Origin of the sequence: Streptomyces sp. NPDC001717, from assembly GCF_042892775.1 — a bacterium.
In the GTDB taxonomy this organism is placed as follows: domain Bacteria; phylum Actinomycetota; class Actinomycetes; order Streptomycetales; family Streptomycetaceae; genus Streptomyces.
On the sequence record NZ_JBIAUK010000055.1, the window covers coordinates 1 to 15,142 of the forward strand.

Below are 15,142 nucleotides of genomic sequence, written 5' to 3' on the forward strand. Positions count from 1 at the left end.
GCCGTCGGGGCCGGGCGCGCGCCGGGGCACCTCCTCGGGCGTCGAACGGGCAGGGGCAGCGGACACGTATGACGTGGTGCGTTCGACGCCCTGCGAGGGCGCCCCACCGCACACCCGACCCCGACGGCGCGGGAGTGTCAGGGGTGGGCTATTCGCCGCCCGCGTTCAGCTGGTTCAAGAGGCGGGCCAGTTCCGCCACTTCTCCGCGGTCCCAGTCGGCGAGCTTGCGCATGTACTGCTCGCGCCTCGCGTCCCGGACGCGGAGGAACCGCGACCGGCCCTCCTCGGTGAGGCCCACGAGGAAGGCGCGGCCATCGGCGGGGTCCGGCTCCCGGGCGACCAGGCCCAGGACTTCCAGGGCCCGCAGCTGCCGGCTCATCGTGGCCTTGCCGACGCCGAAGTACGCCGCCAGTTCCGTGGCCCGCTGCCGCCCCGCCGCCTCCAGGCGTACGAGGAGCCCGTACGCGGCCGGCTCCAGTTCGGGGTGCAGTTCGCGGGCCATCTCGCCGGAGGAGGCGCGGGCCCGTCGGAGGAAGACGGACAGTTCCCGCTCCAGGGCAAGGAACTCCTGGTCTTCGCTCCCGTGCACGTACGGCTCCTTCGGTGGTGTGTGAGCAGCCAGTATTTCGCAGGGGGCAGGCCGAAGGCCCGGGACCCCGCCGGAGACGGGGACCCGGGCCGGAGACGGCGTCAGGCGGCGGCCGGGAGGACGACTTCCGCTTCCGCGAGGGCCAGCGCCAGCACCTGGCGGACGTCGGTCACCGGGTGCACCTCCAGCCCCTCCAGCACCTCGGCCGGGACGTCGTCCAGGTCGGCCTCGTTGCGCTTCGGGATGATGACGGTGGTCAGCCCGGCCCGGTGCGCGGCCAGCAGCTTCTGCTTGACCCCGCCGATCGGCAGGACCCGCCCGGTCAGGGAGACCTCGCCGGTCATCGCCACGTCCGTGCGGACCGTCCGCCCGGAGAGCAGCGAGGCGAGGGCGGTGGTCATGGTGATGCCCGCGCTGGGGCCGTCCTTGGGGACCGCGCCGGCCGGGAAGTGGATGTGCACGCCCCGGTCCTTCAGGTCGGCGACGGGCAGTTCCAGTTCCGCGCCGTGGGAGCGCAGGAAGCTCAGCGCGATCTGCGCCGATTCCTTCATGACGTCGCCGAGCTGTCCGGTGAGGGTGAGTCCGGCGGCACCGGTCTCCGGGTCGGCCAGTGAGGCCTCGACGAAGAGGACGTCACCGCCCGCGCCGGTGACCGCGAGGCCGGTGGCCACGCCGGGGACGGCGGTGCGCCGTTCGGCCGGGTCCTGGGCGGACTCCGGTACGTGGTGCGGCCGTCCGATCAGGGGGCGCAGGTCGTCGGCGCCGATCCGGAAGGGCAGTTCCCGCTCCCCCAGCTCGTGCTGCGAGGCCACCTTGCGCAGCAGGCGGGCGATGGACCGCTCCAGGGTGCGCACGCCCGCCTCGCGGGTGTACTCGCCGGCCAGCTTGCGCAGGGCGTCCTCCTCCAGGACCACCTCGTCGGCGCCGAGGCCGGCGCGGTCCAGCTGGCGGGGCAGCAGGTGGTCGCGGGCGATGACGACCTTCTCGTCCTCGGTGTAGCCGTCGAGGCGGACCAGCTCCATGCGGTCGGCGAGCGCCTCGGGGATGGCCTCCAGGACGTTGGCGGTGGCGAGGAAGACCACGTCGCTGAGGTCGAGTTCGACTTCCAGGTAGTGGTCGCGGAAGGTGTGGTTCTGGGCGGGGTCCAGCACCTCCAGCAGCGCGGCGGCCGGGTCGCCGCGGTAGTCGGAGCCCACCTTGTCGATCTCGTCGAGGAGGACGACCGGGTTCATGGACCCGGCTTCCTTGATGGCCCGTACGATCCGGCCCGGCAGGGCGCCGACGTAGGTGCGGCGGTGGCCGCGGATCTCGGCCTCGTCGCGGACCCCGCCGAGGGCGACGCGGACGAACTTGCGTCCCATGGCGTGCGCGACGGACTCGCCGAGCGAGGTCTTGCCGACGCCGGGCGGTCCGACGAGGGCGAGGACGGCGCCGCCGCGGCGGCCGCCGATGACGCCCAGGCCGCGCTCGCCGCGCCGCTTGCGGACCGCGAGGTACTCGGTGATGCGGTCCTTCACGTCGCTCAGGCCGGCGTGTTCGGCGTCGAGGATCGCCCGAGCGCCCTGGATGTCGTACTGGTCCTCGGTGCGCTCGTTCCAGGGCAGTTCGAGGACGGTGTCGAGCCAGGTCCGGATCCAGGAGCCCTCGGGGCTCTGGTCGCTGGACCGCTCCAGCTTGTCGACTTCCTTGAGCGCGGCTTCGCGGACCTTCTCGGGCAGGTCGGCGGCCTCGACGCGGGCCCGGTAGTCGTCGGACTCCTCGCCGTCCTTCTCGCCGTTCAGCTCGCGCAGTTCCTTGCGCACGGCTTCCAACTGGCGGCGCAGCAGGAACTCGCGCTGCTGCTTGTCGACGCCGTCCTGGACGTCCTTGGCGATGGACTCGGCCACGTCCTGCTCGGCGAGGTGGTCGCTGAGGGCCTTGACGGCGAGGCGGAGGCGGGCGACCGGGTCTGCGGTCTCCAGCAGTTCGACCTTCTGGGCGACGGTCAGGAAGGGCGAGTAGCCGGAGTTGTCGGCGAGGGCCGAGACCCCTTCGATCTGCTGGACCCGGTCCACGACCTGCCAGGCCCCGCGCTTCTTGAGCCAGCTGGTGGCGAGCGCCTTGTACTCCTTGACGAGTTCGGTGACCGCGCCGGGCAGCGGATCGGGCACGGACTCCTCCACGGTCTCGCCCTCGACCCAGAGCGCGGCCCCGGGCCCCGTGGTCCCGGCACCGATCCGGACGCGCCCACGGCCGCGGATGAGCGCGCCGGGGTCTCCGTCGGAGAGCCGTCCGACCTGCTCGACGGTCCCGAGCACACCGGTCCCGGCGTACGTCCCGTCGATGCGCGGTACGAGCAGCACCTTGGGCTTCCCGCTGCCGGCCGCCGCCTGGGCCGCCTCCACGGCGGCCCGTACCTCGGTGTCGGACAGGTCCAGCGGAACGACCATTCCGGGCAGCACGACCTCGTCGTCGAGCGGCAGCACGGGCAGAGTGAGCGTTGCGGACGTCGAAGCCATGATCTTCCCTCCGGCAGTGAAGTTGAGCTATGCGGACTCAATGCATCTGCGCGGCCCGATGTTCCCCAACGCCCGTTCGCCGGGGGCGAACACCTCTCACGCGGCGGAGATGCGGACGTTTCCCGAGGTCGTCTTCGCCGCCAGGCGGGACGCGGCGGCCAGGTCCGAGGGGACCGAGACCTCCCGGGCACCCGAGGTGGTGGCGACCGCGACCAGGTAGGAGGCCTGGGGGACCTTCAGGGTGACGTCGCCCGAGGAGGTCTCGGCGCGCACGGAGGAGGGCGCCTTCGCGAAGTCGAGGCGGGCGTCGCCCGAGTCCGAGCGGACGTCCGCGTCCGGTCCGGACAGGCCGGTGGCGTTGATCGTGCCCGAGGACGTACGGACCTTCAGCGGGCCGGCGATCCGGTCGGCGGTCACCTCGCCGGAGTCGGCCTTCACATCGGCCGCCGCCACTCCCGTCACGGAGATGCGGCCGCTGCTGCTCGCCAGCTTGACGGTGGCGGCGGCCGGGACCTCCAGGCGGTAGTCGACGTAGCAGCCGTCGGAGCAGCCGTCGGTGAAGGTCAGCACCCCGCCGGTGACCTTCTGGCCGGGCACGGGCGCGCCGCCCCCGCGGTAGTGGACGGTGCGGCGGACCGTCACCCCGGGCCCGGTCCCGGGCGTCACCTCGATCGAGCCGGCCCGGGTGTCACCCAGCTCCACGGCGGTGACGGCCTCGGTGACCGTGGTGTCGGCGGTCGCCGTCTTCTTCGATCCGTCGGCGAAGGAGCAGCCGGTCACGAGGATTCCGGCGCCGAGGACGACGGCCGCGATGCGGGCTGACGAGGTGTGAGAAGTCATGCCACGATGCTCGCCCGCCGAGGGGGCGCGGCCGATGGTGCCGGTACCCGAACCCCGGGTGGGGTTAACCCCCGGACGCTTGACCTGAACCAAGGTCGAGGTTCTACGTTTGATTCATGATCACGAACGAGCGCCTCACCGACGCCGAACTCGCCTCTCAGCCCGCCGCGTACTGGACCGGTCTGGCCTACGAGTCCCTGATCGCCTTCACCCGGGCCCGGCAGGCCGAGCTGGGCCACACCCAGCCCGGGTTCTGGCTGCTGCGCAACCTGTCGCGCGACGACATCTCCCCCGACGGCGAAGGCATGACGATCCCCCAGCTCCGGCAGGCCATGAGCACCTACCTGCGGCCCGAGGACGACCTGGCCGCCGAGGCGGAGGTCCTGCTGGAGCGCGGGTGGCTCACCCGCGACGACGACGGACGGCTGTGGATCACCGAGGCCGGCGAGGAAGCCCGCCTCGATCTCAAGCGGCACGCCCCGGCCATCACCGCTCGGATCCACGACGGCATAGCCGAGGCCGACTACGTCACCACGCTGAAGGTGCTCCGCCGGTTGATCCGGAACACGGGCGGCACCCTCGACGCCTAGGTCGTCTCTTTCGGATCTTGCCGGTCAGGCCCGCGTCGTCCGGTGCCGTGCATCGGCGCCTTGGCGGGGCGCCCTCGTACTGGCCGTACTCGGGCGCTCCGCCAAGGCGGCGAGGTGCGGTGCCGGGCGGCGCGGGCCAGGCAAGATCCGGAAGAGACGGCCTAGGCCGGCTGCTCCGCCATCGAGGCGGCGATGACCGAGAACACGGCGCCCTGCGGATCGGCCAGTACGGCCATCCGCCCGGCCGCCATGTCGAACGGGGGCGCCAGAACGGTGGCCCCGGCCCGCACCGCCGCGGCGGTCACGCCGTCCACGTCGTCGACGCTGAAGTACGCCATCCAGTGCGGCGGGGTTCCGGGCGGGGCCTTCTCCAGGGTCATCATGCCGCCGACGGCCCGGCCGCCGACCTGCCATTCCACGTACCCCTCGGCGCCCGGCATCTCGGACCGCTTCGGCGTCATCGGCAGGGCGGCCGCGTAGAACCGGCCCGCGGCGTCGGTGTCCGTGGTGCTCAGCTCGTTCCAGATCAGCGCGCCCGGCTCGTTGACGATCCCGGCGCCGGTGAAGGACTTCGCCTCCCACAGCCCGAACACCGCCCCCTGCGGGTCGGACACGACCGCCATGCGGCCGAGGTCCATGACGTCCATGCCCGGCACCATCACCTTGCCGCCGGCGTCGCCGATCTGCCCGAGCGTCCCGTCGAGACCGTCCGTGGCCAGGTACGTCGTCCACACCGCCGGAGGCATCGGGTCGGGCGTGGTGCCGTCCGGGTTCATGGCGGCCATGATCCCGGCGACCGGCCTGCCCTTGAGCGTGCAGACGGCATAGCCTCCCGTCTCCGGCGGCCCGACCTCGCCCTGCCAGCCGAGGAGGTCGCTGTAGAAGTCGATCGCGCTCTGCTGGTCCGGGACCATCAGGTCGATCCAGCAGGGGGTGCCTGCCTGGTAGGGGCCGTTCTTCTCGGGCACGGGGTTCTCCATGGTGCGGGTGGGTGAGGACGGGCGTTCAGTACCCCCACGACGCTCCGGGAATCGGCCCGTTCGAGTGAACTCAGGTCGTCACCGGACGCCCGCCGGATTCGAGCCCCCACTCGCTCCACGAACCGTCGTACACCGCGAGCCGCCCGTACCCGGCGAGATCCGCCCCGAGGGCCAGCACGCAGGCGGTCACCCCGGACCCGCAGCTGAAGTACAGCCGCTCCCGCTCCCCGGCCAGCTCCGCGAAGGCCTCCCGGAGCTCCCCGGCGGGCCGCATCCGACCATCCGGACCCTGGAGCTCGCCGAACGGCAGGTTCAGCGCACCCGGCATGTGCCCGCCCCGCAGCCCCGGCCTGGGCTCGGGGGCGGTACCGGCGAAACGCCCCCTGGTACGAGCGTCGAGAACGGCGGCGGCCGGGTCGGCGAGGGCCGCCGCGACGGCCTCCGCGTCGACCACCAGCCCGGGGCGGGGCCGCGCCGTGAAGGAGCCGCGCGGGCCGTCGTACGCGGCGGGGCCGCTCTCGACGGGCAGCCCGGCGGCGGCCCACGCGGGCAGTCCGCCGTCCAGTACGGCGACCCGGTCGAAGCCCATGGCGCGCAGCATCCACCAGGCGCGGGGGCCGGAGTAGACGCCGGCGGCGTCGTAGACGACCACGGTGTCGGTGTCGTCCACGCCGAGAGCCCGCATCTCCTCGGTGAACTCCGCGGCGGTGGGCATGGTGTGCGGGGCGGGGGCGGTGTGGTCGGACAGGGCGCCGTCGAGGTCGAAGGGACGGGCGCCGGGTATCCGCTCGGGGGTACCCCGATGCGCCCCGACGGAGGCGTCGAACACCACGACCCCTTCTCCGAGGTGGGCGGCGAGCCAGTCGGCGTCGACGAGGGGGCCGGGAATCTCGGGCGCGGGCATGCGGGGCCTCCGGTGGTGCGGGTGGGCTGGTCGCGCCATCCTCCCGCACCGGGCCCCGTGTTGGCCGCTGCGCGGAGCAGGTCCCCTACCCGCCCTTCCACCGTTCCCCGGTGCTCCGCCCCGGACCCCCGCTCCTCAAACCGCCCCACCTACCGCTGAGAGGCGCCCCCTGGAGGGGCTGGATGGTGCCGGCCGGGGGTGGGGCCGGGGTGCGGTGTCGTCCGGGACCAAAACGAGATGACTTCGGAGCACGGTCCCGCCCTACGACTCCGACCCCCGACCCCCGACCAGGCACCGAAGCCCCCCCCTCAGCGCCGCAGGCCCCCGCAGGCCCCTCAACCACACCCGCCCGGCCGGGCGTAGACCGCCACCCTCGCGCCCCGGACGCCCGTCACCGAGCAGCGTTCGAACGCGGCCGTCAGAACCTCCCGCTTGACGACCTCCCCCGGGTACGGATCCAGCGGCTGCCCCTCCGGATCCAGCAGCGCGATCACCCGAGGGGACCGGAGCAGCGCCTCCCGGATCCGCCCCGCCGGCAGCTCCGTGCCCTGGAGCGTGTGCGAGGCCGCCGGGGAGCGGTCCAGGGCCACGTCCCGCAGCCCCCCGTACACCCCCGGTGAGGACAGCAGCCACTCGCGCCGCCGGGAGGGCATGAACACCACCGCGTCCCCCGGCCGCGCCCGCTCCCGGACCACCGCCGCCACCGCGAGGGCGTCGTCCTTGCGGCTGTCGGGCGTACGCAGCCACATCGACCACCACCCGAACGGCACCAGCAGCACCCCCACGAGCAGCCACGGCCACCACCCCCGCGCCCCGGCCAACCGCACCCCCGCCAGCAGCGCGAACCCGGCCAGCGCGTACAGGACGTACCGGTCGACGTACCAGGGGTGCACCAGCGAGACCACCATCAGCAGCCCCGGCGGCAGCAGCGCGAGCGGGAGCGCGACCCGTACCAGCCCCCGCTCCGCCCCCCGCGCGAGCAGCAGGCTCGCGACCGCGAGCACGCCGTACGCAGTCCAGTCCTGCCAGCTCGGCCGCCCGAGCCAGCCGAGCTGCTGCTGCGCCTGCCGCGCGCTCACCGCGGCCAGCGGAACGAGCAGCACCAGGACCGCCCCCGCCGCCACCCGCCACCCCCGCGAGCGCCACGCGGCGAAGGCGTGGGCGAGCAGCGCCAGCGCCGCGAACTCGTGCAGCCAGCAGCCCAGCAGCAGCACCACCGCGTACGAGGTCCAGCGCTCGCGCAACATCAGGTACGTCGCCCACACCACCGCCGCCGCGACGAGCGCGTACGAGCGCCCCTCCTGGGCGTACATCTGCACGGGCGGGAGGACCGCGTACCCGAGGCCGGCGAACAGCGCGGCGCGCTCCCCCGCGAGCCGGTGGCCGACGGCCGCGACCCCGGCGGCGGCCAGCGCGGTGGCGGCGACGGAGGGCAGCCGCAGCGCCCACGGGCCGCCGTCCCAGGCGGTGAACACCCCGTGCATCAGCAGGTAGTACAGGCCGTGGACGGCGTCGACCTCACCGAGCAGCCGCCAGATCCCGCCGAGGGGCCGGTGCGCGACCTGCCAGGTGACGGACTCGTCGCGCCACATGCTGCCGCCCCGCTCCAGACCCCAGAGGCCGAGGAGGACGGCGAGCAGCGGGGGCAGCACGCGCCACGGGGCGATACGGGGGATGTCGACCTCCGGGGTGCTGTCGCAACGGGTGTGGGGCCTCCATACTCGTGGTTCGGTCCGAGTACCCGCGGAGGTGGGTGTGCGCACGTCCCGAACGGTTGTGGCGGTACGGCTGGGCGCGGCGGTGTTGCTGGGCGCCGCGCTCCTGGTGGGCTGCGGGCCGGCGGGTTCGTCCGACACGTCGATGTCCCGAGCCCCGTCCGCCACCGCGGACACCGCCGCGCCCCCCTCGCCGAGCCAGGGGCCGAACCAGAGCCAGAGCCCGAGTCAGAGCCCGAACCAGGGCCCGAGCCAGGGCCCGAGCCCGAGTCAGAGCCAGAGCCCGAGTCAGAGCCGGAACCCCTCCGAGACCCTGGTACGCGTCACCCGTACCGGCGGCTTCGCCGGCCAGACCCACACGCTGGTCGTCAAGGGCGACGGCTCCTGGACCCGCCTCGACGTCAAGGCGCAGCCCACAGGGACCGGCAAGCAGTCGCCGCAGGAGCTCGACGCCCTGCGCGCCGCCCTCGCGAAGGCGGACTTCCCGCACCTTCCGAGGGTCTCCACGGGGGGCCCGGTCATCTACGACGGGTACACGTACACCTTCGTCCACGGCGGCTTCGAGGTGGCCTCCGACCAGGGGTCGATGCCGCCCGCGCTGACCGCCGTACTGGACGCCCTCCCGCCGTTCACCGGGTAGGCCCCGGCCCCTGTCACCAGCCCTGCCACAGCCCTCACATACCGGTCCCCATCAGGACTTTCGATCCAAAACGGCCTATCGGAACCCTGCATAGCCGCGGGCCGGCGCCTCCTCTACGCTGCACCCCTGACACACGAGATCAGCGGATCAGACGGACCAGCCGGATCACACGGATCACACGGATCTGGTCGGACGGATCGGCTCACACTGACCGGCACGGGTCGGCACCGGGACGGGACATGGAACACACGCACACCAGCCACAACGGCGCCTCGGCGACACCGGGCGCCCAGCGGCGCGTACTCGTCGTCGAGGACGACCACACCATCGCCGAGGCCATCGCGGTCCGGCTGCGCGCCGAGGGCTTCCAGGTGCAGACGGCCGCGGACGGCCCGGCGGCCGTCGCCGCGGCCGAGAGCTGGCTGCCGGAGCTGCTCGTCCTGGACGTCATGCTGCCCGGCTTCGACGGGCTGGAGGTCTGCCGCCGGGTCCAGGCGCAGCGCCCGGTCCCCGTGCTGATGCTGACCGCGCGGGACGACGAGACGGACCTGCTGGTCGGGCTCGGGGTCGGTGCGGACGACTACATGACGAAGCCGTTCTCGATGCGCGAGCTCGCCGCCCGGGTCCACGTCCTGCTGCGGCGCGTGGAACGGGCCACCCTCGCCGCGCACACCCCGCGCGGGGCCACCCTGCGGCTGGGCGACCTGGAGATCGACCACGCGCAGCGCCGGGTCCGGGTCCAGGCCGAGGACGTGCACCTGACGCCGACCGAGTTCGACCTGCTGGTGTGCCTGGCCGGGACCCCGCGGGCGGTGCTGTCCCGGGAGCAGCTGCTGGCCGAGGTCTGGGACTGGGCCGACGCGTCCGGGACCCGTACGGTCGACAGCCACATCAAGGCACTGCGGCGGAAGATCGGGGCGGAGCGGATCCGTACGGTCCACGGCGTCGGGTACGCCCTGGAGACCCCGGCGCAGGCGTGAGCGGCCGGCGGCCGCCGGGGGAAGGGCTGCGGCCCTTCTCGCCCTTCTCGATCAAGACCAAGCTGGGCACGCTCGTCGTGGTCTCGGTCTTCATCACGACGGGGCTGCTCCTGGTGGCCCTGCGCACCGCCACCGAGCTGCGCTTCATCACGGTCTTCTCGGTGATCGCCTCGATGCTGATCACCCAGTTCGTGGCGCACAGCCTGACGGCGCCGCTGGACGACATGACGACGGTGGCCCGGGCGATCTCGCACGGCGACTACACGCGGCGGGTGCGCGGGGCGGGGCGCCGTGACGAGCTGGGCGACCTGGCCGCGACGATCAACCTGATGGCGGACGACCTGGAGGCGGTGGACCGGCACCGCAAGGAGCTCGTCGCCAACGTCTCGCACGAGCTGCGCACGCCCATCGCCGCGCTGCGGGCGGTGCTGGAGAACGTGGTGGACGGGGTTTCGGCCGCCGATCCGGAGACCATGCGCACGATGCTGAAGCAGACCGAGCGCCTGGGGCGGCTGGTGGAGACCCTGCTGGACCTGTCCAGGGTGGACAACGGGGTGGTCCCGCTGAAGGCGCGGCGTTTCGAGGTGTGGCCGTACCTGTCGGGCGTGCTGAAGGAGTCGGGGCTGGCGGCCGCGGGCCGGCCGGGGCTGCTGTCCGGTTCGGGCGGGCACACGCGCAACGACGTACACCTGCACCTGGACGTGTTCCCGCCCGAGCTGACGGCGTACGCGGATGCCGAGCGGCTGCACCAGGTGGTGGCGAACCTGATCGACAACGCGGTCAAGCACAGCCCCCCGCACGGCCGGGTCACGGTCCGTGCGCGGGCCGGCGACGCGCCCGGGAGTCTGGCGCTGGAGGTACGGGACGAGGGCCCCGGCATTCCGGAGGCGGAGCGCGCGCGGGTGTTCGAGCGGTTCAACCGGGGCAGCGCGCGGGGCGGCGACGGCGGCACCGGGCTGGGCCTGGCGATCGCCCGTTGGGCGGTGGAGCTGCACGGAGGCCGGATCGGAGTGGCCGAATCGTCACGTGGCTGCTGCATCCTCGTCACGCTTCCGGGCAGCTCGTAGGCGTCGTGTTGACGTAGGGTTCGAGTGGGAAGGAAATGATCTCGGCCACACGTGCCCGGGGTCCGTCAGGGGTGCGAAGCCGTGGGGGTCGCAACCTCGGTGCCCCCTACCCGAACCACGCTTGTTTCCCGCCATTCCAGACGGTGAAACCCGCCGTTCGATGTGACCTACGCGACGGATCTCCCGTCCGGTCTGCATCACACGGTTCAGGAGGCGTAGCCTTTATTCCCGCTGTCCATACCTTGTGAAGCGGAAGAGGGCGGTTGCCGCCGTGTCGCCACAGTCCCCCAGTAACCCGAGCACCACGACCGAAGCAGCAGAAGGCGGGAAGAACCCCGCCTCAGGCTTCGGCGCGAATGAGTGGCTCGTCGACGAGATCTATCAGCAGTACCTCCAGGACCCGAATTCGGTCGACCGGGCCTGGTGGGACTTCTTCGCCGACTACAAGCCGGGGGGCGCTGCCGCTCCGGTCAAGGCCGAAGAGCCCGTGAAGACCCCGACGACGGACGGCGCCTCCGCACAGGCCGCCACCACCGTCGCCGGAACTCCTCAGGTCGTCGACGCCGCCGCCACGGGGGCGGCGGGCGCCACCGCCGCACCCCCCGGTGCAAGCACCGGCTCCACTGGAGCGGCTGCCGCCGCGCCGCTCTCTTCGCCTGTGTCAGCTCCTGCCCCTGCTCCTGCCACCCCCTCTGGTGCCCCTGCTGTGACTGTCACCTCCCAGGCCCCGGCCGCCGCACCGGCCGCGCCCGCCACCCCCTCCGTAGCCCCGCAGAAGGCCGCGCCCGCCACCGAGGCCCCCACGGGCCCCGAGCTGGTGACGCTCCGCGGCCCGGCGGCTGCCGTAGCCAAGAACATGAACGCCTCCCTCGACGTCCCGACGGCCACGTCCGTCCGCGCCGTCCCGGTGAAGCTGCTGTTCGACAACCGCATCGTCATCAACAACCACCTCAAGCGCGCCCGGGGCGGGAAGATCTCCTTCACGCACCTGATCGGCTACGCGATGGTGCAGGCGATCAAGGCCATGCCGTCGATGAACCACTCCTTCGCGGAGAAGGACGGCAAGCCGACCCTGGTCAAGCCCGACCACGTGAACTTCGGCCTCGCCATCGACCTGGTGAAGGCCAACGGCGACCGCCAGCTCGTCGTCGCCGGCATCAAGAAGGCCGAGACCCTCAACTTCTTCGAGTTCTGGCAGGCCTACGAGGACATCGTCCGCCGCGCCCGCGTCGGCAAGCTGACGATGGACGACTTCACCGGCGTGACGGTCTCCCTCACCAACCCCGGCGGCCTGGGCACCGTGCACTCCGTGCCCCGCCTGATGCCCGGACAGTCGGTCATCATGGGCGTCGGCTCCATGGACTACCCCGCCGAGTTCCAGGGCACCTCGCAGGACACCCTGAACAAGCTGGGCATCTCCAAGGTCATGACCCTGACCTCGACCTACGACCACCGGGTCATCCAGGGCGCGGCCTCCGGCGAGTTCCTGCGCATCGTCGCGAACCTGCTGCTCGGCGAGAACGGCTTCTACGACGACGTCTTCGAGGCGCTGCGCATCCCGTACGAGCCGGTCCGCTGGCTCCGGGACATCGACGCCTCGCACGACGACGACGTCACGAAGGCCGCCCGGGTCTTCGAGCTGATCCACTCCTACCGGGTCCGCGGCCACGTCATGGCCGACACCGACCCGCTGGAGTACAAGCAGCGCAAGCACCCCGACCTCGACATCACCGAGCACGGCCTCACCCTGTGGGACCTGGAGCGCGAGTTCGCGGTCGGCGGCTTCTCCGGCAAGTCGATGATGAAGCTCCGCGACATCCTCGGCGTGCTGCGCGACTCGTACTGCCGCACCACCGGCGTCGAGTTCATGCACATCCAGGACCCGAAGCAGCGCCGCTGGATCCAGGACCGCATCGAGCGCCCGCACACCAAGCCGGAGCGCGAGGAGCAGCTGCGCATCCTGCGCCGCCTGAACGCGGCCGAGGCCTTCGAGACGTTCCTGCAGACGAAGTACGTCGGCCAGAAGCGCTTCTCCCTGGAGGGCGGCGAGTCCGTCATCCCGCTGCTCGACGCCGTCATCGACTCGGCCGCCGAGGCCCGCCTCGAAGAGGTCGTCATCGGCATGGCCCACCGCGGCCGCCTGAACGTCCTGGCGAACATCGTCGGCAAGTCGTACGCGCAGATCTTCCGCGAGTTCGAGGGCAACCTCGACCCGAAGTCGATGCACGGCTCCGGCGACGTGAAGTACCACCTGGGCGCCGAGGGCACCTTCACGGGCCTGGACGGCGAGCAGATCAAGGTCTCGCTCGTCGCGAACCCGTCCCACCTGGAGGCCGTCGACCCGGTCCTGGAGGGTGTCGCCCGCGCCAAGCAGGACGTCATCAACAAGGGCGGCACGGACTTCACCGTCCTCCCGCTGGCCCTGCACGGTGACGCGGCCTTCGCCGGCCAGGGCGTGGTCGCCGAGACGCTGAACATGTCGCAGCTGCGCGGCTACCGCACCGGCGGCACCGTGCACGTGGTCATCAACAACCAGGTCGGCTTCACCGCCGCCCCGGAGTCCTCGCGTTCCTCGATGTACGCGACCGACGTGGCCCGCATGATCGAGGCGCCGATCTTCCACGTGAACGGCGACGACCCGGAAGCGGTCGTGCGCGTTGCCCGTCTGGCCTTCGAGTTCCGCCAGGCGTTCAACAAGGACGTGGTCATCGACCTCATCTGCTACCGCCGCCGCGGTCACAACGAGTCGGACAACCCGGCGTTCACGCAGCCGCTGATGTACGACCTGATCGACAAGAAGCGCTCGGTGCGCAAGCTGTACACCGAGTCCCTGATCGGTCGCGGCGACATCACGCTGGAAGAGGCCGAGCAGGCGCTGCAGGACTTCCAGGGCCAGCTGGAGAAGGTCTTCGCGGAGGTCCGCGAGGCCGCCACGCAGCCCGCGGTCGCCGCGCCGGCCCCGGCCCCGCAGGCCGACTTCCCTGTCGCCGTGAACACGGCGATCTCGCAGGACGTCGTCAAGCGCATCGCCGAGTCCCAGGTCAACATCCCCGAGGGCGTCACCGTCCACCCGCGTCTGCTGCCGCAGCTGCAGCGCCGCGCGGCGATGATCGACGACGGCACCATCGACTGGGGCTTCGGCGAGACCCTGGCCTTCGGTTCGCTGCTCATGGAGGGCACCCCGGTCCGGCTGTCCGGCCAGGACTCCCGCCGCGGCACCTTCGGCCAGCGCCACGCGGTCCTCATCGACCGGGAGACGGGCGAGGACTACACCCCGCTCCTGTACCTGTCGGACGACCAGGCCCGGTTCAACGTCTACGACTCGCTGCTCTCCGAGTACGCGGCCATGGGCTTCGAGTACGGCTACTCGCTGGCCCGTCCGGACGCGCTGGTCCTCTGGGAGGCCCAGTTCGGTGACTTCGTCAACGGCGCGCAGACCGTCGTCGACGAGTTCATCTCCTCGGCGGAGCAGAAGTGGGGCCAGACCTCCGGCGTCACCCTGCTCCTCCCGCACGGCTACGAGGGCCAGGGCCCGGACCACTCGTCCGCCCGCCCGGAGCGCTTCCTCCAGCTGTGCGCGCAGAACAACATGACCGTGGCCATGCCCACGCTGCCGTCGAACTACTTCCACCTGCTGCGCTGGCAGGTCCACAACCCGCACCACAAGCCGCTGATCGTCTTCACCCCGAAGTCGATGCTGCGTCTGAAGGCGGCGGCGTCGAAGGCGGAGGAGTTCACGACCGGTTCGTTCCGTCCGGTCATCGGCGACTCGACGGTGGACGCGAACGCGGTCCGCAAGGTCGTCTTCTGCGCGGGCAAGGTCTACTACGACCTGGAGGCCGAGCGGGAGAAGCGCGGTATCACCGACACCGCCATCATCCGCATCGAGCGCCTGTACCCGCTGCCGGGTGCGGAGCTCCAGGCGGAGATCGCCAAGTTCCCGAACGCGGCGAAGTACATCTGGGCGCAGGAGGAGCCGGCGAACCAGGGTGCGTGGCCGTTCATCGCGCTGAACCTGATCGACCACCTCGACCTGGCGGTCGGCGCGGACGTCCCGGCGGGCGAGCGCCTGCGTCGCATCTCGCGGCCGCACGGCTCTTCCCCTGCCGTGGGCTCGGCGAAGCGCCACCAGGCGGAGCAGCAGCTGCTGCTGAACGAGGTCTTCGAGGCCTGAGCCTCGTAACACCCGGAAGGCCCGGCCCCCTCGGGGGGCCGGGCCTTCCGGCTTTCCCGCAAGCGGGGCCTTCACCCCCTCTGCCCGCGCCTGCAGTTCGGCGGTTGCCCACCCGCCCCCTCGGGTGCGGGTGGGGTGTGGCGGGTGTCCTCGCGGGAGGGGGTT

General features: G+C 72.2%; 11 protein-coding genes. 5 read left to right on the forward strand and 6 right to left on the reverse strand.

The features are described from left to right. Positions 1 to 148 precede the first annotated feature (148 nt). From ACFYZL_RS39675 to ACFYZL_RS39685, 3 genes are all read right to left on the reverse strand, one after another. Complete coding sequence (locus ACFYZL_RS39675; RefSeq protein WP_384758832.1) at positions 149 to 589, reverse strand: MarR family winged helix-turn-helix transcriptional regulator; 441 nt, start codon at positions 587 to 589, stop codon at positions 149 to 151. A 101-nt stretch (positions 590 to 690) separates the two neighbouring features. After that, positions 691 to 3,087: an endopeptidase La gene (gene lon / locus ACFYZL_RS39680; protein ID WP_384758829.1), complete on the reverse strand. Its 2,397-nt coding sequence runs from the start codon at positions 3,085 to 3,087 to the stop codon at positions 691 to 693. A 96-nt stretch (positions 3,088 to 3,183) separates the two neighbouring features. Next, positions 3,184 to 3,927 carry a DUF4097 family beta strand repeat-containing protein gene (locus tag ACFYZL_RS39685; RefSeq protein WP_388686036.1) on the reverse strand — a complete coding sequence of 248 codons (744 nt, stop codon included), beginning with the start codon at positions 3,925 to 3,927 and terminating at the stop codon, positions 3,184 to 3,186. A 116-nt stretch (positions 3,928 to 4,043) separates the two neighbouring features. Here ACFYZL_RS39685 and ACFYZL_RS39690 point away from each other — a divergent pair, with 116 nt between their 5' ends. Continuing rightward, the gene (locus tag ACFYZL_RS39690) at positions 4,044 to 4,517 is read left to right on the forward strand and encodes a MarR family transcriptional regulator (RefSeq protein WP_388686038.1); all 474 of its coding nucleotides are present in this window, start codon (positions 4,044 to 4,046) and stop codon (positions 4,515 to 4,517) included. Between the two features lie 161 nt (positions 4,518 to 4,678). Here ACFYZL_RS39690 and ACFYZL_RS39695 read toward each other — a convergent pair whose 3' ends face one another. The 3 genes from ACFYZL_RS39695 to ACFYZL_RS39705 form a co-directional block, all read right to left on the reverse strand. Next, positions 4,679 to 5,485, reverse strand: a complete 807-nt coding sequence (locus tag ACFYZL_RS39695) for a VOC family protein (protein ID WP_384757269.1) — start codon at positions 5,483 to 5,485, stop codon at positions 4,679 to 4,681. 82 nt (positions 5,486 to 5,567) lie between these two features. After that, positions 5,568 to 6,401 (reverse strand): sulfurtransferase, encoded by an 834-nt coding sequence (locus tag ACFYZL_RS39700; protein ID WP_384757266.1) that lies wholly within the window; start codon positions 6,399 to 6,401, stop codon positions 5,568 to 5,570. Between the two features lie 335 nt (positions 6,402 to 6,736). Next, complete coding sequence (locus ACFYZL_RS39705) at positions 6,737 to 8,164, reverse strand: hypothetical protein (RefSeq protein ID WP_388686041.1); 1,428 nt, start codon at positions 8,162 to 8,164, stop codon at positions 6,737 to 6,739. On the opposite strand from ACFYZL_RS39705, the gene ACFYZL_RS39710 reads away from it, so the two are divergent. The 4 genes from ACFYZL_RS39710 (at position 8,157) to ACFYZL_RS39725 (ending at position 14,977) form a co-directional block, all read left to right on the forward strand. Continuing rightward, entirely contained in the window at positions 8,157 to 8,756 is a 600-nt protein-coding gene (locus ACFYZL_RS39710; RefSeq protein WP_388686044.1) for a hypothetical protein, read from the forward strand. The two genes, ACFYZL_RS39705 and ACFYZL_RS39710, sit on opposite strands and share 8 nt — an antisense overlap. Positions 8,757 to 8,995: 239 nt before the next feature. Then, complete coding sequence (locus tag ACFYZL_RS39715) at positions 8,996 to 9,736, forward strand: response regulator transcription factor (RefSeq protein WP_384757257.1); 741 nt, start codon at positions 8,996 to 8,998, stop codon at positions 9,734 to 9,736. Next, positions 9,733 to 10,803, forward strand: coding sequence for an ATP-binding protein (locus ACFYZL_RS39720; protein ID WP_384594145.1), 1,071 nt, complete (start codon positions 9,733 to 9,735; stop codon positions 10,801 to 10,803). Before ACFYZL_RS39715 ends, ACFYZL_RS39720 begins: the two co-directional genes overlap by 4 nt. A gap of 271 nt (positions 10,804 to 11,074) precedes the next feature. Continuing rightward, complete coding sequence (locus ACFYZL_RS39725; RefSeq protein WP_388686047.1) at positions 11,075 to 14,977, forward strand: multifunctional oxoglutarate decarboxylase/oxoglutarate dehydrogenase thiamine pyrophosphate-binding subunit/dihydrolipoyllysine-residue succinyltransferase subunit; 3,903 nt, start codon at positions 11,075 to 11,077, stop codon at positions 14,975 to 14,977. Positions 14,978 to 15,142: the final 165 nt, after the last annotated feature.